20 protein-coding genes are annotated in these 17,349 nt (G+C 72.3%); 15 read left to right on the top strand and 5 right to left on the bottom strand.

Going from position 1 to position 17,349, the window contains the following annotated elements; translation table 11 throughout:
• The first annotated feature begins 36 nt into the window (after positions 1-36).
• Entirely contained in the window at positions 37-2,388 is a 2,352-nt protein-coding gene (locus AB0B64_RS34600; protein WP_358182606.1) for an AAA family ATPase, read from the top strand.
• A gap of 17 nt (positions 2,389-2,405) precedes the next feature.
• Positions 2,406-2,582, top strand: coding sequence for a helix-turn-helix transcriptional regulator (locus AB0B64_RS34595; RefSeq protein WP_357953185.1), 177 nt, complete (start codon positions 2,406-2,408; stop codon positions 2,580-2,582).
• A gap of 63 nt (positions 2,583-2,645) precedes the next feature.
• Here the strand turns inward: AB0B64_RS34595 and AB0B64_RS34590 are convergent, their stop codons facing one another.
• On the bottom strand, positions 2,646-3,428 hold the full coding sequence (locus AB0B64_RS34590) for an arylamine N-acetyltransferase (protein WP_358182603.1): 783 nt from the start codon (positions 3,426-3,428) through the stop codon (positions 2,646-2,648).
• A gap of 116 nt (positions 3,429-3,544) precedes the next feature.
• The gene (locus AB0B64_RS34585) at positions 3,545-4,489 is read right to left on the bottom strand and encodes a GNAT family N-acetyltransferase (RefSeq protein ID WP_358182600.1); all 945 of its coding nucleotides are present in this window, start codon (positions 4,487-4,489) and stop codon (positions 3,545-3,547) included.
• Between the two features lie 142 nt (positions 4,490-4,631).
• On the opposite strand from AB0B64_RS34585, the gene AB0B64_RS34580 reads away from it, so the two are divergent.
• Both AB0B64_RS34580 and AB0B64_RS34575 read left to right on the top strand, forming a co-directional pair.
• Positions 4,632-5,606, top strand: coding sequence for a hypothetical protein (locus tag AB0B64_RS34580; protein WP_357953190.1), 975 nt, complete (start codon positions 4,632-4,634; stop codon positions 5,604-5,606).
• 11 nt (positions 5,607-5,617) lie between these two features.
• Entirely contained in the window at positions 5,618-6,163 is a 546-nt protein-coding gene (locus AB0B64_RS34575; protein WP_358182597.1) for a hypothetical protein, read from the top strand.
• A gap of 130 nt (positions 6,164-6,293) precedes the next feature.
• On the opposite strand, the gene AB0B64_RS34570 is transcribed toward AB0B64_RS34575, so the two are convergent.
• Positions 6,294-7,088, bottom strand: a complete 795-nt coding sequence (locus tag AB0B64_RS34570) for a methyltransferase domain-containing protein (protein ID WP_358182594.1) — start codon at positions 7,086-7,088, stop codon at positions 6,294-6,296.
• Positions 7,089-7,228: 140 nt separating this feature from the next.
• Between AB0B64_RS34570 and def the strand changes: the two genes are divergently transcribed.
• Positions 7,229-7,768: a peptide deformylase gene (def, locus tag AB0B64_RS34565; protein ID WP_358182591.1), complete on the top strand. Its 540-nt coding sequence runs from the start codon at positions 7,229-7,231 to the stop codon at positions 7,766-7,768.
• Positions 7,769-7,847: 79 nt separating this feature from the next.
• The gene (locus tag AB0B64_RS34560) at positions 7,848-8,210 is read left to right on the top strand and encodes an MmcQ/YjbR family DNA-binding protein (protein WP_357953198.1); all 363 of its coding nucleotides are present in this window, start codon (positions 7,848-7,850) and stop codon (positions 8,208-8,210) included.
• Here the strand turns inward: AB0B64_RS34560 and AB0B64_RS34555 are convergent.
• Positions 8,179-9,042 carry a hypothetical protein gene (locus tag AB0B64_RS34555; protein WP_358182588.1) on the bottom strand — a complete coding sequence of 288 codons (864 nt, stop codon included), beginning with the start codon at positions 9,040-9,042 and terminating at the stop codon, positions 8,179-8,181. The genes AB0B64_RS34560 and AB0B64_RS34555 overlap by 32 nt on opposite strands.
• Positions 9,043-9,063: 21 nt before the next feature.
• On the opposite strand from AB0B64_RS34555, the gene AB0B64_RS34550 reads away from it, so the two are divergent.
• Positions 9,064-9,669: an SAM-dependent methyltransferase gene (locus tag AB0B64_RS34550; RefSeq protein WP_358182585.1), complete on the top strand. Its 606-nt coding sequence runs from the start codon at positions 9,064-9,066 to the stop codon at positions 9,667-9,669.
• A gap of 15 nt (positions 9,670-9,684) precedes the next feature.
• Here the strand turns inward: AB0B64_RS34550 and AB0B64_RS34545 are convergent, their stop codons facing one another.
• Entirely contained in the window at positions 9,685-10,593 is a 909-nt protein-coding gene (locus tag AB0B64_RS34545; RefSeq protein WP_358182582.1) for a hypothetical protein, read from the bottom strand.
• An 88-nt stretch (positions 10,594-10,681) separates the two neighbouring features.
• Between AB0B64_RS34545 and AB0B64_RS34540 the strand changes: the two genes are divergently transcribed.
• From AB0B64_RS34540 to ptsP, 8 genes are all read left to right on the top strand, one after another.
• A complete protein-coding gene (locus tag AB0B64_RS34540) occupies positions 10,682-11,443 on the top strand; it encodes a DeoR/GlpR family DNA-binding transcription regulator (protein ID WP_357953205.1) in 762 nt (253 codons plus the stop codon).
• 34 nt (positions 11,444-11,477) lie between these two features.
• The gene (gene pfkB / locus AB0B64_RS34535) at positions 11,478-12,428 is read left to right on the top strand and encodes a 1-phosphofructokinase (protein ID WP_358182579.1); all 951 of its coding nucleotides are present in this window, start codon (positions 11,478-11,480) and stop codon (positions 12,426-12,428) included.
• Positions 12,429-12,539: 111 nt separating this feature from the next.
• A complete protein-coding gene (locus AB0B64_RS34530) occupies positions 12,540-13,712 on the top strand; it encodes a PTS mannitol transporter subunit IICB (protein WP_357953207.1) in 1,173 nt (390 codons plus the stop codon).
• Positions 13,713-13,715: 3 nt separating this feature from the next.
• On the top strand, positions 13,716-14,024 hold the full coding sequence (locus AB0B64_RS34525; protein WP_357953209.1) for a PTS lactose transporter subunit IIB: 309 nt from the start codon (positions 13,716-13,718) through the stop codon (positions 14,022-14,024).
• Positions 14,005-14,445 (top strand): PTS sugar transporter subunit IIA, encoded by a 441-nt coding sequence (locus AB0B64_RS34520; RefSeq protein WP_358182576.1) that lies wholly within the window; start codon positions 14,005-14,007, stop codon positions 14,443-14,445. Before AB0B64_RS34525 ends, AB0B64_RS34520 begins: the two co-directional genes overlap by 20 nt.
• Positions 14,442-15,446 (top strand): zinc-dependent dehydrogenase, encoded by a 1,005-nt coding sequence (locus AB0B64_RS34515; RefSeq protein WP_357953212.1) that lies wholly within the window; start codon positions 14,442-14,444, stop codon positions 15,444-15,446. The genes AB0B64_RS34520 and AB0B64_RS34515 overlap by 4 nt, the downstream gene beginning before the upstream one ends.
• 11 nt (positions 15,447-15,457) lie before the next feature.
• On the top strand, positions 15,458-15,739 hold the full coding sequence (locus AB0B64_RS34510; RefSeq protein WP_225292945.1) for an HPr family phosphocarrier protein: 282 nt from the start codon (positions 15,458-15,460) through the stop codon (positions 15,737-15,739).
• Complete coding sequence (gene ptsP / locus AB0B64_RS34505) at positions 15,732-17,348, top strand: phosphoenolpyruvate--protein phosphotransferase (protein WP_357953214.1); 1,617 nt, start codon at positions 15,732-15,734, stop codon at positions 17,346-17,348. The genes AB0B64_RS34510 and ptsP overlap by 8 nt, the downstream gene beginning before the upstream one ends.
• The last annotated feature ends 1 nt before the right edge of the window (position 17,349 follow it).

Genomic DNA, 17,349 nt, shown 5'->3' with positions numbered 1-17,349 from the left:
TCCGGACGTTCCTCGGTACCGCGTGAGGACGACGTCGTGACGGGGGAAACCAGAGGCGACGCGCTCCGGCACATCGAGGAGATCCTGCCGTCGGGCGGCTGTGTGATCGTCGACGGGGTGGCGGGGATCGGCAAGAGCCACCTGCTGGCGGCGGCGATGGCGCTGGGACGCTCGCGCGGGCTGGCGATCGGCGCCGGGCACGCCACCGAACTGGATCGCGTCGCGCCGCTGTCCACCCTGCTCACCGCCCTCACCGTCCTGCCCGGCACACTCACACCGCCGTCACGGCTCGGCGGGTTCCGGGAGATCCACACGCCGCCGTCGCGGCCCGGCGGATTCCGGGAGATTGAGCGGCTCGGTGACGCGATCGAGCGCTTCACCCGGGATCGGCCGCTCATGGTGGTGCTGGATGACGCCCAGTGGGCCGATGAGCTGACCTGCCTGGCGCTGCGACTGCTCGTCCCCGGGCTGAGCTCGTCCCCCGTGACCTGGCTGCTGGCCCGCCGTCCCCTGCCCGCCCAGGAGGCCCTCGACCGGCTGATCGCCGAGGGCGCGCGGCGGCTGTCGCTGCCGCCGCTCACTCCCGGCGAGTCCGCCGAGCTCAGTGCCCGCCTCCTCGGCGCCGAGCCCGGCCCGTCGGTGCTGGAGCTGGCCGAAGCCGCCGGCGGCAACCCGTTCCTGCTAGAAGAGGTGCTCACGGCCATGCGGGCGGACGGGCGGGTCACGGTGGCGGACGGGCGCGCCGCGATCACCGGGGCGCCGGACGGGCCCGGCGCGGCAGGGATGGGGCTTCCCCTGCGGTTCCTCGCGCCGGAGCTTCCGCAGCGGTTCGTCGCGACGGGTCTTCCGCAGCGGTTCGTCGCGGCGGTGGAGCGGCGGTTGCGCGACCTGTCGCCGCAGGCCCGCAGGCTGCTGGAGGTGGGGGCGGTGCTCCGGCGCCCGTTCTCGGTGCATGAGGCGGCCGGGCTGCTCGGCGTGCCACCGGTCGGGCTGCTGGCCACCGTGGAGGAGGCCGTCGGCGCGGGAGCGCTGACGGGTGAGGGTGAGCGGCTCGGGTTCAGGCACGATCTGATCAGGGAGGCGGTGTACGGCGGGCTCTCGACGCCGGTCAGAACCGCGCTGCACCGGGAGGCGGCGACCGTGCTCAGGGAGGAAGGGCGGCCACCGGCCGAGCTGGCCGAGCACCTCCTGCACGGCGCCCGGCACGGAGACACGACCGCGATCCGCGAGCTGCGGGCCGCCGCCGAGGAGATGAAGTCCACCGCCCCGTCGGCCGCCGCCGACCTCATGCTGCGCGCCCTCGACCTGGCAGGCGTCCCGGACGCCGCCGTCACGGGCGATCAGCCGACCTCGCCAGGTGGGCCGGTATCCGGGCTGGTCGCCGGGGCGGTGCGGTTGCTGGCCTCCGCAGGACGGCTGGGCGAGGCCCGGCAACTGGCCGACGGTGCCGGTCAGCTGGGCGCGGCCCAGGAGGCGGACGTCGTACTGGGGCTGGCCGAGGCGCTCAAACACGCGGGAGAGGACCGGGCGGTGATCTCGCGGACGGCGCGGGTGCTGGCCCGGCCGGGAGTGCCGGTCGCGGCGCGGGCGCGGCTGCTGGCCGTACAGGCTCACGCGCTCATGATGTCCGGGCGGATCGACGCCGCCGACCTGGCGGCGGCCGAGGCGGTGGCCGGTGGGGAGCCGTTCGGGCAGGTGGTGGGGTTGCAGGCGCGCTCGACCGTGGCCCTGTTCCGGGGCGAGCTCGCCGCCGCGCTGGCATACGCCGAGGAGTCGGTACGGCTGGCCGACGCGGCCGGCGGGGAGGTGGCGCACAGGCATCCCCGGCTCTGGCTGGGGGCGGCGCTGGTGGCGCTGGATCGGTTCGAGGAGGCGGACGACGCCTACGCCGTCGTGGAGCGGCGGTCCGGGGCGCTGGGCACCGCGTGGTCGATGCCGTTGCGCCACCGGCTGCGGGCCGAGCTCCTGCTGGCCTGGGGGCGGCTGGCCGACGCGGCGGCCGAGGCGGAGGCCGGGCTGCGAGTGGCCGAACAGCTGTCGGCGCCGGCGCTGGTCCCGGCCCTGCTGGGGATACTCGGGTACCTGGCGCTGTCGCGGGACGACGTGGCGAACGGCCGTACCCACCTGGAGCACGGACGTTGTCTCGCCGGCGACCAACCGGGACTCGTGCGGGACGAGCTGCGGTGGCGCATCGGCCTGTTCCGTCAGGCCACCGGCCCGGCGCAAGGAAGCGGTTGGGTCGATGAGATGGCGGGGACGCTGCCGTACCTCATTCTCCAGGAGCCGCAGGCCGCGGCGCGGTTGCGGGCGATCCCGCGCGTCACGGCCCGCGTGCGGGAGCTCGCCGACCGCAATCCCGGAGTCCCGTCGCTCAAGGCCGCGCGCTGACTCCGTCGGAGGTACGTGTGGCCCGGCTGGTCGCTGAGGGGCTGACGAACCGGGAGGTGGCCACGGCCCTGTTCGTGTCACCGCACACGGTCGACAGCCACCTCAGGCACGCCTTCGCCAAGCTGGGCGTGAACAGCCGCGTCGAACTCACCCGCAAGGTGCTGGCCGCCCTCGGCCACGACCCTGGCTCATGACACGACCCTGTGGCTCAGGAAACGGTCACGACCCCGGCGCATGAAGGGGGCACGATCCCTCGTTCACGAATCGGCCGCGGGTCGGCTCGCCAGCCGAGGCAGCAGTTGCGCCGCGTCCGACTCCACGATGTCGATGCCCAGCCGGTCGCGCAGTGCGGCCGCCAGCTCCCGCGCCGTACTCGCGGGGGGCAGGTCCTCGACCCGGATCCGGGCGTCCGCCGTGGTGCGCTGGGCGAGGACATGGTGGACGAACGGCGAGTGCGGATTCGTGGCGACGTAATAGTTGGCCACCTCGAAGTCGCTCGGGTAGTGCGGCTCGTCCTCACGGAAGGCGTACAGCTCGACGTCACCATGATGCAGCACCCAGAAGTCGTCGTCCCTGCCGAGACGCCACCGCCACGGACCCACCTCGGCTGTGGCGCCGTCGGCGAAGGGCAGCGGCTCCACCAGCCCGTCGCCGCCGAAACCCACGTCGGCCAGCCAGCGAGTGCCCGACGCCTCGACGGTCAGCGTGGCGTGTGAGCGCGGCAGGTGGCGGCGGCCCAGCCGGATCCTGGCCAGGTGCCTGGTCAGGGGGAAGCCCAGGCGTTCGAGCACGGCGGCGAACAGCAGGTTGTGCTCATGGCAGTAGCCGCCGCGCCCGCCCGTCACCATCTTGTCCTGCAAGCTCCCGAGGTCGAGGGAGATGCCCCTGCCGAGCACCGCGTCCAGGTTCTCGAACGGGATGGCCAGGACGTGCGCGCGGTGGACGGCGCGTAACGTCTCGGCGGTGGGGTCGCGCGGGCCGTCGTAACCGACGTGAGCCAGATAGGTGTCAAGATCGAGCTTTTCGATGTTCCACGTCATGGCTCCACTCTGCCGGTCGCCACGGCCCGCGCACCATCACGTGTTCACGTGATCAGACGGCGCCGGCTCCCGTGTTCACCGGACCGGCGGCGCCACCGGATCACGTGTTCATGTGGTCAGGCGGCCCCCGCCGACAGGATGAGTCTGACGGCGAAGTTGTGGTAGCCGGACCGCTCGAAGGCCCTGGCCATCGGGACGTTCACGGCGTCGGTGTCGGCGACGATCCGCTCGGCGCCCCGCTCGGCGTGCAGCCGGGTGATCTCGCCGAGCAGGTCGTCGGCGTAGCCGTGGCCGCGGTGCTCGGGCACCACGCCGAGGTAGCCGACCACGGGCCCGCCCGCGTTGGCCGACGGCAGCGCCACGCCGACGAGGTCGCCGTCCGGCGTGTACGCCAGGCGCCACCAGCCCCTGTCGCCCGGCATGCTCCGGTAGTCCTCGACGTCCTCGCGGGCCTGCGCCTCGGGGTCGGTAGTGGCCAGGGCCTGCCGGGTGTGGTGGTCGAGCGTCCCGACGGCCACGCGGCTGAACGCCTCGACGAACACCTCGTCGTCGTCCTCCGCCCGGAACACCAGCCGGTCCGACGCCTCCGGCACCGGCGTGCCCCGCGTCCACTCGTACCTGAGCCGTTCGAGCTCGTCGGTCAGCCCGGCCAGGGCCCCGGCCCGCCACCGCCAGTCGATGGCGGCCGTGACCTCCGGGTCGTCCCGCCAGCCGTTCGCGACGAACACGTGATAGGCGGGCGCGTCGCCGTACCCCTTATGGGCGTGTCGCAGCAGCTCGGCGGCCAGTTCCACGCGGTCGGGCACCGACGGGTGGACCCAGAGGCAGTCGAGCGCGAGCGGGCGGTCATCGTCGGGCAAGCCCCACCAGACGGCGCGGGCGAGGATGCGGCCGTCCTGTTCCGCGACCCAGATGCGGTCGTGGCGGTAATGGCCGGTTTCGAGGAAGGGAAGCAGCCGGTCGGGGTCGGCCCAGCTGATGGGCTCATCGACGGCGCAGTCGAGCAGTCGGTCGAGGTCAGCCTCGACCGTAGAGCGGAAAAGCGTTGTGGCAGAAAGCACGATTCCTCCGGAAAGTTACACCAGCGGACGCGGAGAGCGTCCGGATACCACGGACCATCTCGACGCCTCCCTTCTTCCGGACTTTTCGCGGTCAGCGGGGACTTTATCGCAAATGTAAGGCGAGTTCCGACAGGATAAGGACGTGGGCTCCTACGACGACGACACGCTTCCGCTCCAGCCTCCCGTCCGGCTGCCGGCCGACGACGAGCTGGTGGCGGCCGTACGCGAGACTCCTCTGGCGACCGGCGACGCCGACGCTTCCGCTCATCCGGCGTTCGCGCCGGACGCGGCCGAGGCGCTGCGTGACGGCTCCGACGACAAGGTGCTCCAGGTGTGGGCGGACGTCTGCCGCCGCACGCTGAGCACCGACGAGACGCTGTTCATGGAGGTGGTACGCCTCTATCTGGGCCGCGGCCCACTGACCGACGAGGTGCCCTCCGTCCTGACGGACCTGGGCCTGGTACGCCAGGCGCCGCCGCGCACCCTGACCCCGCTCGGCATCTGGGCGGCCGGGCTGGTGATCGGCGAGGCGACCGGGCAGGACATCCCGGTCATGGGCTCGCTGGCCGGCCGGGACGCCGGCGCGCTGCTGTACGGCCTGCGCTCCTACCCGGAGCCGGAGCGCGACGAGGAGCTCGCCGGCTGGCTGGCCGGCCGGGATCAGGGCGAGGCGGCGGCCGAGATCGCGGCCGCCCTCAGCGAGGTCAGCCCACTGAGCCGGGCCGTCGGCGTGGAACTGCTCGCCACGGGGCTGGGCGACGCGGGCACGCAGGCGCTCGACGGGCTGCTCGGCGCGCCGAGGCTGGGCGCCGTCGTGGCCGCCCGGCTGGGCCGCGAGGAACGGCCGCCGACGCCCGAGGAGATCGCGTGGGCGTTCGTGGACATGGCGGCGGCGCTGCTGGAGTTCGGCGGGGAGGCGGCCGAGGTCATCAAGTCGGTCTCCCAGGGCATGGAGAAGGACGAGCAGGCGGGCACGATCGCCCTCCTGGCCCTCGGCGACCATCCCTGGACCGAACGGGTGCTGCAGGTGTTCATCGACCACCATCCGGACGAGCGGGTGGTGGCGGCGGCCCGCAAGGCGCTGCGCCGGCACGGCCTGATGGACGTCCGAGGGTAGGGTTTCCCGAGATGACGAACCACACGATCAGCCCGCGGACCGGCGTTCTCGGCGCGTACTCCTGCGGTTGCGAGGCTGACCTGCCCGACCTCATGTCCGCCGAGCTGCACGCCTCCGAGACCAACCAGTGCACCGTCTGCCTCGGCTCGGCGGAGCAGCCGGTGCTGCCCGGCCTGGTGCCCGCCATCCTGCCCGGCCTCTCGCGTGGCCTGATGCGCCCCTGCACGGCCTGCGCGGCCACGGGCCGCCGCAGGGAGCAGATCGTCTGGGAGCTGGCCCACGCCGAGGCCGAACAGATGATCACCATGAGCCTGGTGCGGGGTGTGGTGGCGGAGTTCGGCGGGCCGTTCCACCTGTCGGAGGTCGCGGACGCGGTCCGATCGGGCCTCGGACTCCCGCCCGGCCGCCTGCCGGTGGGGCCACGGGTCCGCGACCTGCTGCTACGGCTGCAGGCGGCGGGCGAGATCACCATGCTGTCGGCTCCTGACGAGCTGCTGGACGGCGCCGACGTGGTCCTCTACCGCGACCCGCAGTGGGCCCGCACCTCCAGCCTTTAGCGCCGTGGCCACCGAGGTCCCCCTCGGGTTCGGTCCGCTCCCTGTGACGGGTCCGTCGTGGCTGACGTCCCTAAGGACGGACACCCCCTTCGGGAGGGAAGAGGCACGCGGCCCGTCGGGAGAGAACGGGCTAGCGTGCGATGCGGCAGAGGATTTCGCCGTGGGTGATCGAGATCCAGCCGTCGTCGGCCGCGGCCCACTTCAGCCAGCCCTCGGAGATGCGCCGTAGGTCCTCCTCCGTGGCGGCGCCCGTGGCGAGCGCCTGTTCGGCCATCGCGGACTGCTTGATCCGGTCGGCCCACATCCCGCCCCACCAGGCTCGGTCCTCCGGCGTGGCGAAGCACCAGGTGGACGAGGTGGCGGTGACGTCGTCGAAGCCCGCGGACCTGGCCCACGACAGCAGGCGTCGCCCGGCGTCCGGCTCGCCGCCGTTGCTCCGCGCGATGCGCTGATAGAGCGCCAGCCACTCGTCGAGCTCCGGCAGCAGCGGGTACCAGGCGAACGCGGCATAGTCGCTGTCACGCGCCGCCACCAGGCCGCCCGGCTTCGTCACCCGCCGCATCTCCCGCAGCGCCCGTACGGGGTCGCCGACGTGCTGCAGCACCTGGTGGGCGTGGACGACGCAGAACGTGGCGTCGGGATAGTCGAGCGCGTGCACGTCGGCGACGGCGAACTCGACGTTGCCCACGGCTCCCACTCCGGCCCTGGTCAGCTCCAGCGTCTCCGCGCTCACCTCGGACGCCGTCACGTGCGCCACCCGGCCGGCCAGGTCGGCCGTGATGGTGCCGGGCCCGGCGCCCACGTCCAGCAGCTTCATCTGGGGCTTGAGGTGGGGCAGCAGGTACGCGGCCGAGTTCTCGGCGGTGCGCCAGCGGTGGGAGCGCAGCACGGACTCGTGGTGGCCATGGGTGTAGACGGCGTCCATCGAAACTCCTTCGTCTCGCCTCGATAGGACGACCATAGCCTCTATCTCACAATTCAAGAATATATGTCTCATTATATGAGCAACATTGAGTGCTGATCATCTCCTGGTCGCTCGTACACTTTGTGGCGACACATCCGCATGTGGAAAGGGCACTGGTCGTGGGAGAGGTCCGGCCGATCGTTCAGGTGGGAGACCCGGTGCTGCATACGCCCTGCGAGCCGGTCACCCGGTTCGACGGAGCGCTGGCGGCGCTGGTGGAGGACATGTTCGCGAGCATGTACGCGGCGGAGGGCGTGGGCCTGGCCGCCAACCAGATCGGCGTGGCGTTGCGGGTGTTCGTCTACGACTGCCCCGACGAGAACGGCGACCGGCACAAGGGCGTCGTGGTCAACCCATCGCTCGAACTGCCCGGACTCGGCGAGCGGCACCTCGACGCGGGCGAGGAGGGCTGCCTGTCGGTCCTGGGCCAGTACGCCCCGCTCCCCCGCCCCGACCACGCCACCGTGCACGGCTTCGACGCCGAGGGCGCGCCGGTCACGGTCGAGGGCACCGGCATGCTGTCGCGCTGCCTGCAACACGAGACGGACCACCTCGACGGCTATCTCTACATCGACCGCCTCCCGGCCAAGCGCCGCAAGCAGGTGCTGGCGGCGTACGAGGAGTCCCGCGCCGTGAGGTAACCACGGAAAGGGGACTGCCCGCGGAAAGTGGGCTGCCCGCGAAAAGTGGACTAAAGCGGAAATGGACTACGGTGGCGATGTGATCACGGTGGAGGACGTGCGGCGGCTGGCGATCACGCTCCCGCGCTCGTCGGAGCATCTCATCAGAGACCGGATCAAGTTCCGCGTCGGCTCGATCGTCTACGTCGCCTTCTCCCGCGACGAGACCCTCATGGGCTTCGGCTTCCCCAAGGAGGAGCGGGCCGCCCTGGTGGCGGCCGAGCCGGACAAGTTCCTGCTGCCCGGCGAGTCCGACATGCGGTTCAACTGGGTCGTCGCGCGACTGGCCGCCATCGACGCCGACGAGATGCGGGAGCTGGTCGTCGAGGCGTGGCGGCTGGCGGTCCCGAAGAAGGTCTACGCCGCCTACATCAGCTCAGCCGGTCAACACCCAACGCGCTGATCAGCAGGCGCTCCTTGCGGTTGCCGAGCAGGCGGGCCGTCCAGTCGACGAAGCCCCCGTCACCCAGCTCCACGCCGTCCGCGTAGATCTTGAAGCACAGCCCTGTGTAGTAGCCCCGCCCGGACTGCCGGTCCAGGTCGTCCGTCGCGCCGATTCCGTCCGCCACCCGCTCAAAGCGAGGATCGAGGACGGTGAGGCGGACCTCCGGCTCGGGGATGCCGCACGCCCGGACGGCGTCCGTCAGCACGCCCAGGTGCTCGGCCAGGTGACGGCGTTCGAAGGCCAGGTTCCCCTTGTCCCGGTCGCCCGACACCAGCGCGAACAGGCCGAAGTGCGCGGACATCCCCGCGCCCGCGAAGTGCTGCGCCCGCACCACGCGCTGGAACGCGGCCAGCCGCACCGGACCGGTGGAGCGGCGCCGCCGGACGGCCGCCTCCAGCGCGAGGGCGTTGGTCGGGTCGGCCGCGACCTCGGTGTTCCTGATCGTGGTGATCACCTTGTTCTGGTCCACGGTGGCCGGCGCCGAGTGCGCCCCGAGCGGCGCGACCGGCGCCAGCGTGAGCACCTCGAAAGCGTCCGGTACGACCGACAGCACCGCGTCCTCAGCCCGGCGGACGCGCTCGAACGGCACCGTGGCCGGCCCCACGAACCGGTCGGTCGTGTAGCGGCGCAGCACATCGGCCGGGGTCAGGCCTTTCGCCCGCACCCGCATGACTTCGAGCAGCAGTGTGGTGAGGTCGGCGCCGGACAGCCGCTCGGCCAGCACGTCGAGGATCTCGGGGCCGCCCGCTTTCCTGAGCACCCGCCGCAAAGCCGTTGATTCATCACCCATCACCCAAGCATGATCGTGATCATGAGTGAGCGCGACTGGATTACCTGGCACGACCACTACGACACGCCCGGCTCCTCCCTGAGCCGGCGGCTGGCCGTGGTACGAGAACGCGTCCGGCTCGCCCTTGACGCCGGCGCCGAACGGGTGGTGAGCCTGTGCGCCGGACAGGGCCGCGACCTGCTGCCCGTGCTCGCCGGCCACCCCCGCCGGGACCGCGTACGCGCCCGACTGGTGGAGCTCGACGAGCACAACGCCCGGATCGCCGAGCGTGACGCGCCGGACGGCGTCGAGGTGGTGTGCGGCGACGCCGCGCTGACCGACGCCTACGCGGGCGCCGTGCCCGCCGACCTGGTTCTCGCCTGCGGGATCTTCGGCAACATCAGTGACGCCGACATCCGGCGTACGGTCGCCACGCTCCCCCGCCTCTGCGCGCCCGGCGCGACCGTGATCTGGACCAGGGGCCGCCACGAACCCGACCTGCTGACGACGATCTGCGACTGGTTCGAGCAGGACGAGTTCGAGCGGATCCACCTGGACAGCGACGGCCACTACGGCGTCGGCGTGCACCGCTACACCGGCCCGCCCAGGCCGCTGGAGCCGGGCGTCCGGATGTTCACCTTTCTTTAGGACGCACTCCGGTCTTTAGGACACGCTCCGGTACAGGCTCTGGGTCAGCCCGGTGATGCGCTTGACCGAGGAGCTCCAGGTGCCGCCCACGGGGTGCGCCGTGAGCAGTGCCATGATGAACCGGTCGTCCTTGCCCAGCAGGCCGGTGGTGTGCAGCACCGGACGGCCGTAGTCGGGCACGCCGGACCCGGTGGCCCGTGACGCGACCCCGCTGATCGACAGGTCGGCCCCCGGCGCCCGCAGCGGGACCGGGTTCACCGAGGCGCCGGTGCCGCACTTGGTGGGCGCGACCTCGCCGAACCCCGACCAGCCCTGCTTGACCGCCCACGGCTTGGGCACCGCGCGCGGGATGCCGAAGTACTGGTCGAAGCCGTCGGTGCCGCACGGCGTGGAGTTGCGCAGGTGCCCCAGGATCGTCTCCCGCACCCCGGGCGCCGCCGTGTCGAGCAGGTAGCGGTACGTCCGCACGATGTCGTACGCGCTCAGCGACGTGTAACCCCAGAATCCCGGCTTGGACGCGGGCGGCGGTGCGGTGTCGGACAGGCCGAGCTTGCGCGCCATCCGCTGGACGATCGCGCCCTTGCCGCCGCGGTTCCAGAACGTGGTGGCCGCGCCGTCGTCGCTGGAGCGCAGCATGACCTTGAGCAGCCGGGCGTCGGCCGCGGGGACGCTCTTGCGCTTCTCCAGGTAGTCGATCGCGATCAGGATCTTGACGACCGAGGCCGAGCGGAACTTGCGGTGCGCGTTGCGGGTGGCGACGAACTTGCCCGCCTTCCTGTCGAACACCAGCCACGACGCCGTCGTACCGGCCGGCACCGTCGGAGGCTTGACGCCATCGGTGGACGCGGCCGCCGGTGGCCCGGCGACGCATGCCACGGCGAGAGGTAAGGCTGCCGCGACGGCGGCCCAAGGCTTGGTTCGCATCCGACATACCTACCAGAGTCTTGACCTTCCAACAGAGTCGGGTATAAACACAGATGAAACCACATTGAAACGGCGGTGAATCAACATCATGTACGCCGAGGAGCGGCAGCAGGAGATCCTTCGCAGGGCCCGCGCCGCGGGCCGTGTCGACGTGGTGTCGCTGGCCGGCGAGCTCGACGTGACCACCGAGACGATCCGCCGCGACCTGACCGCGCTGGAGCGGGCGGGCGTGCTGCGCAGGGTGCACGGCGGCGCGATTCCCGTGGAGCGGATGGGGTTCGAGCCCGCGCTCGCCACCCGCGACGAGGTGATGACCGCGGAGAAGGAACGCATCGCCAAGGCCGCCCTGGCCGAGCTGCCGGAGGACGGCTCGGTCATCATCGACGCCGGCAGCACCACCGGCCGCCTGGTGCAGATCCTGCCCGCCGACCGGGAGCTCACGGTCGTGGTCAACTCACCGCCGCTGGCCACCGCGCTGGCCGCCCGCGCCAACATCAGCGTCATCATGCTCGGCGGCCGGCTGCGCGGCCGGACGCTGGCCACCGTGGACGACTGGGCGTTGCGGCCGCTGTCCCAATTGCACGTGGACGTGGCGTTCATGGCGACGAACGGCTGCTCGGTCGCCAAGGGCCTGACCACGCCCGATCCGGCGGAGGCGGCGATCAAGCGGGCGATGGTGTCGGCCGCGGAGCGCAGCGTGCTGCTGGCCGATCACACCAAGTTCACCAACACCTACCTCGCGAGCTTCGCCGAGCTGAGCGAGATCGACGTGGTGATCACCGACGCGGGGCTCGACCTCGCCCTGGCCGCCGACCTGTCCGCCGCCGGCCCGGAGGTGGTCCGCGCATGACCCCTTACAGAGACCTCGGCGGAGGGTGGCGGCCATGATCCTCACGCTGACGCTCAACCCCAGCCTGGACCGCACGATCGAGATCGGCTCGCTCGACCGGGGAGCCGTCATCCGGGCCGCCGCCGCCCGCCTGGACCCCGGCGGCAAGGGCGTGAACGTCTCGCGCGCGCTGCTCGCCAACGCGGTCGCCTCGCGCGCGGTGGTCCCGTTCGGCGGCGACGAGGGCAGGCAGCTCGTCCGCCTGCTCACCCTCGAAGGGCTCGACATGGTGACGGTCCCGGTGACCGGCACGACCCGGTCGAACGTCACCCTGGCCGAGCCCGACGGCACCATCACCAAGATCAACGAACCCGGCACCGCCCTGTCCCCCGGCGAGCTGGACACGATCGCCGACACCGTACTGGCCGCCGCGCACGAGGCCGACTGGGTGGTGGCCTCGGGCAGCCTGCCACCGGAGGTGCCCGCCGACGTCTACGCCAGGCTCTGCCGCCGCTTCGCCGGCGCGGGCATCCACGTCGCCGTCGACACCAGCGGCCCGGCGCTGGCCAACGCGCTGGCCGCCGGGCCCGCCCTGGTCAAGCCGAACCTGGAGGAGCTGGCCGCCGCCACCGGCATGCCGATCCGCTGTCTCGGCGACGTGGTGGAGGCCGCGGGCAAACTCCGGGCGGCGGGCGCGCGTACGGTCCTGGCCAGCCTCGGCGCCGACGGCGCGGTTCTCGTCGAGGACAGCGGCATCTGGTACGGCCACGCCACGGTGACCGAGCCGCGCAGCTCGGTCGGGGCCGGGGACGCCATGCTGGCGGGCTTCCTCGCCGGCGGCGGGCACGGCGAGCGGGCGCTGGTCGAGGCGCTGGCCTGGGGCGCGGCGGCGGTGTGCCTGCCGGGCAGCCGGATGCCCGGACCGGCCGACATCCGCCCCGACGGCGTCCGCACCGGCCCGCCCGTCCTGACCCGCCCGCTGGAATCCCCCGCCGACCCCACCTGACCCCCTCCTGGAAGCCCTCGCCGACCCCACCTGACCCGCCTCCTGGAAGCCCTCGCCGACCCGACTTCGACATACCAGGAACCTGCTCATCCCCCCGAAGGAGCACGTCCAATGGCCGAAACCTACACACCCCCGGTCTATGGGACCGGGGCCAAGGCCACCATCCAGCGCATCGGCGGCCACCTGGCCGGCATGATCATGCCGAACATCGGCGCGTTCATCGCCTGGGGGCTGATCACCGCGCTGTTCATCCCCACCGGCTGGCTGCCGAACGCGGCGCTGGGCGCGATGGTCGACCCGATCATCAAGACGCTGCTGCCCATCCTCATCGCCTACACCGGCGGCCGGATGGTCCACGGGCAACGCGGCGCGGTGGTGGGCGCGGTCGCGGTGATGGGCGTCATCGTGGGGTCGGACATCCCGATGTTCCTGGGCGCCATGATCATCGGCCCACTCACCGCCCTGATCCTGAAATATGTGGACAAGTTCACGGAGGACCGGACCAAGTCCGGCTTCGAGATGCTCGTCGACAACTTCACCGCGGGCATCGTCGGCGCCGCCATGGCCATCGTGGGGATGTTGGCCATCGGGCCGGTCGTCCGCGTGGTGACCACGGCCGCGGGCAACGCGGTCGAGTGGCTCATCGTCAACAACCTGCTGCCCCTCGCCTCGGTCCTCATCGAGCCCGCCAAGGTGCTGTTCCTCAACAACGCCGTCAACCACGGCGTCCTCGGGCCGCTCGGCGTCGCCGAGTCCGTCAAGCACGGCAAGTCGATCCTGTTCATGCTGGAGTCGAACCCGGGCCCCGGGCTCGGCCTGCTCATCGCGTTCCTGCTGTTCGGCCCGCGCCCGCTGCGCCCGAGCACGCCCGCCGCGATGATCATCCACTTCTTCGGCGGGATCCACGAGATCTACTTCCCGTACGTCCTGATGAAGCCCCGCCTCATCCTCGGGGTCATCGCGGGCGGCGCGGCCGGCGTGTTCACCTTCATGATCACCGGTGCAGGGCTGGTGGCGACTCCTTCGCCGGGCAGCATCTTCGCCTACCTGGCGGTGACGCCGAAGGGCGGCTGGCTGGGCGTGATCGCCGGCATCCTCGTGGCCACCGCCGTGTCGTTCGCGGTCTCCTCGCTCCTGCTCGGCTTCGGCCGCGGCGAGAAGGAGGAGCCGCCGGAGGACACCCCGGAGGCCGCCGCCGCCCCCGAACCCACGGCCGACCGCGTCGAGGAGAGCGGCGCGAACGACCGCGACACCCAGGCCCAGCCCGTCGCCAAGGAGGCGTGAACCATGGCCAGCATCGACAGCAAGGACATTCACAAGATCATCGTGGCCTGCGACGCGGGCATGGGCAGCAGCGTCATGCTCGCCAGCCAGCTGCGCAAGCAGCTCAAGGACACCGGCGTCACCGTGGAGCACACGCCGGTCAACGAGATCCCGGCCGACGCCGACGTGGTGGTCTGTCACTCCGGGCTCGCCGCCCGGGCCAGGGTCTCGGCGCCGGGCAAGGTGCTGGTGTCCTTCCAGATCTTCCTCGGCGACCCGGCCGTGACCAAGCTGGTCGCCACCATCAAGAACGGTGGCACGGTCGATGCGTGACGACCTGCTCGATCCGCGCGCCGTACTCCTGCACGAGAGCGCGGCCGACCGGGACGAGGCGATCAGGCGGTGCGGGCGCGCCCTGGTAGACGTGGGCGCGGTCGCCGAGCCGTACATCGACGCCATGCTCGAACGCGAACAGACGATCTCCACCTACGTCGGCGAGGGCGTGGCCATCCCGCACGGCACCGCGGCCGCCAAGGAGGTCGTCCGGCACGACGCGATCTGCGTCGTACGCTTCCCGGAAGGCGTCGACTGGGGCGGCGAGCCCGTCACCCTCTGCGTCGGCATCGCCGCGAAGAACGACGGGCACGTACAGCTGCTGGCGGCGCTCGCCGACATCCTGCTCGACCCCGAACGCGCCAGAGCACTCCGTGAGGCGACGGAGGTCGGCCAAGTCATGAAGGAGCTCAGATCGTGAAGGTCGCCCGTTTCCACGCCCCAGGGGACATCCGCGTGGAGGACGCACCGGAGCCGGTCGCCGGTCCCGGCGAGCTGAAGATCCGGGTACGCAACTGCTCGACCTGCGGCACCGACGCCAAGATCTTCAAGCACGGCCACCACCACATCCGCCCGCCCCGGGTGATGGGCCACGAGATCGCCGGTGAGGTGGTCGGCACGGGCGAACGCGTGCAGGTGATCGCGGCCATCCCGTGCGGCACCTGCGAGGAGTGCCGGCGCGGCCGCCTCACCGTCTGCCCGAACCAGGAGTCGATGGGGTACCACTACGACGGCGGTTTCGCCGAGTACATGGTGATCCCGGCGAAGGTGCGGGCCGTGAACGGCGTCAACGTCATCCCGTCCGGTGTCGGGTTCGCCGAGGCGTCGGTGGCCGAGCCGCTCGCCTGCGTGCTGAACGGCCAGTCGCTGGCGCGGGTCGGACCGGGCGACGACGTGGTCGTCATGGGCGCGGGCCCGATCGGCTGCCTGCACGTGCGGCTGGCCCGCGCGCGTGGCGCCGCGCGGGTGTTCCTGGTCGACGTGAACGCCGACCGGCTGGCGATGGCGGCCGAGCTGGTACGCCCCGACGCGGTCGTCGACACCGACGCGGTGGACCAGGTGCTCAAGCTGACCGGTGGCCGCGGCGCCGACGTGGTGATCACGGCGGCGGCCTCCGGCGCGGCCCAGGAGCAGGCGCTGCGCATGGCGGCCAGGCAGGCCAGGATCAGCTTCTTCGGCGGCCTGCCCAAGGACGCCCCGATCATCGCCCTGGACTCCAACCTGGTGCACTACCGCGAGCTGACCATCGTCGGCGCGAACGGCTCCAGCCCGGCGCACAACGCCGAGGCCCTCGGGCTGATCGCCGAAGGTCTGGTGCCGGTGGCGGACCTGATCACCCACCGGCTGCCGCTGTCCCAGGTGCTCGACGGGATCGACCTCGTCAGCCGGGGCGCGGCCATCAAGGTCACGATCGAGCCCTGAGGGGGGTTGTGATGGCACAACGTACGGTGACGGTGGCATCGGCGAGCGGCCTGCACGCGCGGCCCGCGAAGCTGTTCGTCCAGGAGGCGGTGCGGCTGGGGGTTCCGGTGCGGATCCGGGTGGGCGAGAAGTCGGTGCCCGCGAACAGCATGCTCGGCGTGCTGTCGCTCGGCGCCACCCAGGGCACCGAGGTGACGCTGGAGTCGGACGCGCCGGGCGCGGACGCCGCGCTGGACGCGCTGGTGGCGCTGCTCGCCCAGGATCTGGACGCGGAAGGGGCCCTCGATGGCTGACCCCGGCCGACCGGCCGAGGTCCCGCCGGATACGGAGTTGGCAGGGCTGGGGGTCAGTCAGGGGCGGGCCGCGGGGCCGGTGATACGCATGGCGCCGCCGCCCGTACTTCCCAGCCCCCGACAGGTCGCCGACCCTGCCGCAGAGTCCGCCGCAGTAGTGAAGGCCCTGGAGTCAGTCACCGCCGACCTGCGGCAACGCGGCGCCCTCGCGGGTGGCGGTGACGCGGCGGAGATCCTCGACGCCCTCGCCATGATCGCCGACGACCCGATGCTGCGCGAAGACGCCGAGGCCGCCGTCCGCGACGGCCTGGACGCGCCCCACGCCCTGGACGCCGCCTTCACCCACCACCGCGAGACCCTGGCCGCCCTGGGCGGCTACCTCGCCGAGCGGGCCGCCGACCTGGACGACCTCAAGCACCGCGCCGTCGCCGCCTGCCTGGGCCTGCCGATGCCCGGCATCCCCGCCCCCGGCCACCCGTACATCCTGGTGGCCGAGGACCTCTCCCCCGCCGACACGGCGGGCCTGGGCACGGACGTGGTGGCGCTGGTCACCGAGAAGGGCGGCCCGACCAGCCACACCGCGATCCTGGCGCGCGGCCGCGGCCTGCCCGCCGTGGTCGCCTGCGCGGGCATCACCGACCTGGCCGACGGCACGGTCATCTCGGTCGACGGCAAGACCGGTCAGGTCGGCGTCGGCCTGACGGACGAGGCCGTGGCGGAGCTCCGCAGGAGCGACCGGGAGGAACGCGCGCGCCTGGCGAACAGCAGCGGCCCCGGCAGGACGGCCGACGGCCACCCGGTCAAGCTGCTGCTCAACATCGGCTCGGCCGCCGACCTCCGGCCGGGCGCGGAGGGGGTCGGGCTGTTCAGGACCGAGTTCCTGTTCCTGGACCGCAAGCAGGAGCCGTCGTTCGAGGAGCAGGTGGCCGCCTACGCCGAGGTGTTCGCGCGGGCCGGGACGGTCGTGGTGCGCACGCTCGACGCGGGCACGGACAAGCCGCTGCCGTTCCTCGGCCTGCCGCCGGAGCCGAACCCGGCGCTCGGCATCCGCGGCCTGCGGGTGGATCGGGTGCTCCCGGCCGTACTGGACACGCAGCTCGACGCGATAGCGGAGGCGGCCCGCGCGACGGGCGCCGACGCCTGGGTGATGGCCCCGATGGTCACCACCCCGGCGGAGGCGGCCGGCTTCGCCCGCCGCGCCCGCGCCCGGGGGCTCACCCGGGTCGGCGCGATGGTCGAGGTGCCGGCCGCCGCCCTGCTGGCCGACCGCCTGCTGGCGGAGGTGGACTTCCTCAGCATCGGCACCAACGACCTCAGCCAGTACACCTTCGCGGCCGACCGTCAGCACCCCGGCCTGGCCGACCTCCTGGACCCGTGGCAGCCCGCGCTCCTGAAGCTCATCGCCGCCTGCGCGGACGCCGGCCGCGCCGCCGGCAAGCCGGTCGGCGTCTGCGGGGAGGCCGCCGGCGATCCCCGGCTCGCCCCGGTGCTGGTGGGATTGGGGGTGACGAGCCTGTCCATGGCGGCGGTGTGTGTGCCGTCCGTACGCGAGGAGCTGTCCCAGCACTCCCTGGAGGAGTGCCGCGAGCTGGCGGCACTCGCCCGGTGAC

It is taken from the genome of Nonomuraea sp. NPDC049129 (assembly GCF_040648495.1).
In the GTDB taxonomy this organism is placed as follows: domain Bacteria; phylum Actinomycetota; class Actinomycetes; order Streptosporangiales; family Streptosporangiaceae; genus Nonomuraea.
This window is presented reverse-complemented; position numbering and strand designations above follow the sequence as displayed.

What these genes read in the sequence shown, in the direction of transcription:
- AB0B64_RS34555 (WP_358182588.1), bottom strand. Translation starts at nt 9,042, where the DNA reads ATGGGTGATGAATCAACGGCTTTGCGGCGGGTGCTCAGGAAAGCGGGC.
- AB0B64_RS34570 (WP_358182594.1), bottom strand. Translation starts at nt 7,088, where the DNA reads ATGGACGCCGTCTACACCCATGGCCACCACGAGTCCGTGCTGCGCTCC.
- AB0B64_RS34530 (WP_357953207.1), top strand. Translation starts at nt 12,540, where the DNA reads ATGGCCGAAACCTACACACCCCCGGTCTATGGGACCGGGGCCAAGGCC.
- pfkB (WP_358182579.1), top strand. Translation starts at nt 11,478, where the DNA reads ATGATCCTCACGCTGACGCTCAACCCCAGCCTGGACCGCACGATCGAG.
- ptsP (WP_357953214.1), top strand. Translation starts at nt 15,732, where the DNA reads ATGGCTGACCCCGGCCGACCGGCCGAGGTCCCGCCGGATACGGAGTTG.
- AB0B64_RS34540 (WP_357953205.1), top strand. Translation starts at nt 10,682, where the DNA reads ATGTACGCCGAGGAGCGGCAGCAGGAGATCCTTCGCAGGGCCCGCGCC.
- AB0B64_RS34550 (WP_358182585.1), top strand. Translation starts at nt 9,064, where the DNA reads ATGAGTGAGCGCGACTGGATTACCTGGCACGACCACTACGACACGCCC.
- AB0B64_RS34510 (WP_225292945.1), top strand. Translation starts at nt 15,458, where the DNA reads ATGGCACAACGTACGGTGACGGTGGCATCGGCGAGCGGCCTGCACGCG.
- AB0B64_RS34525 (WP_357953209.1), top strand. Translation starts at nt 13,716, where the DNA reads ATGGCCAGCATCGACAGCAAGGACATTCACAAGATCATCGTGGCCTGC.
- AB0B64_RS34545 (WP_358182582.1), bottom strand. Translation starts at nt 10,593, where the DNA reads ATGCGAACCAAGCCTTGGGCCGCCGTCGCGGCAGCCTTACCTCTCGCC.
- AB0B64_RS34590 (WP_358182603.1), bottom strand. Translation starts at nt 3,428, where the DNA reads ATGACGTGGAACATCGAAAAGCTCGATCTTGACACCTATCTGGCTCAC.
- AB0B64_RS34575 (WP_358182597.1), top strand. Translation starts at nt 5,618, where the DNA reads ATGACGAACCACACGATCAGCCCGCGGACCGGCGTTCTCGGCGCGTAC.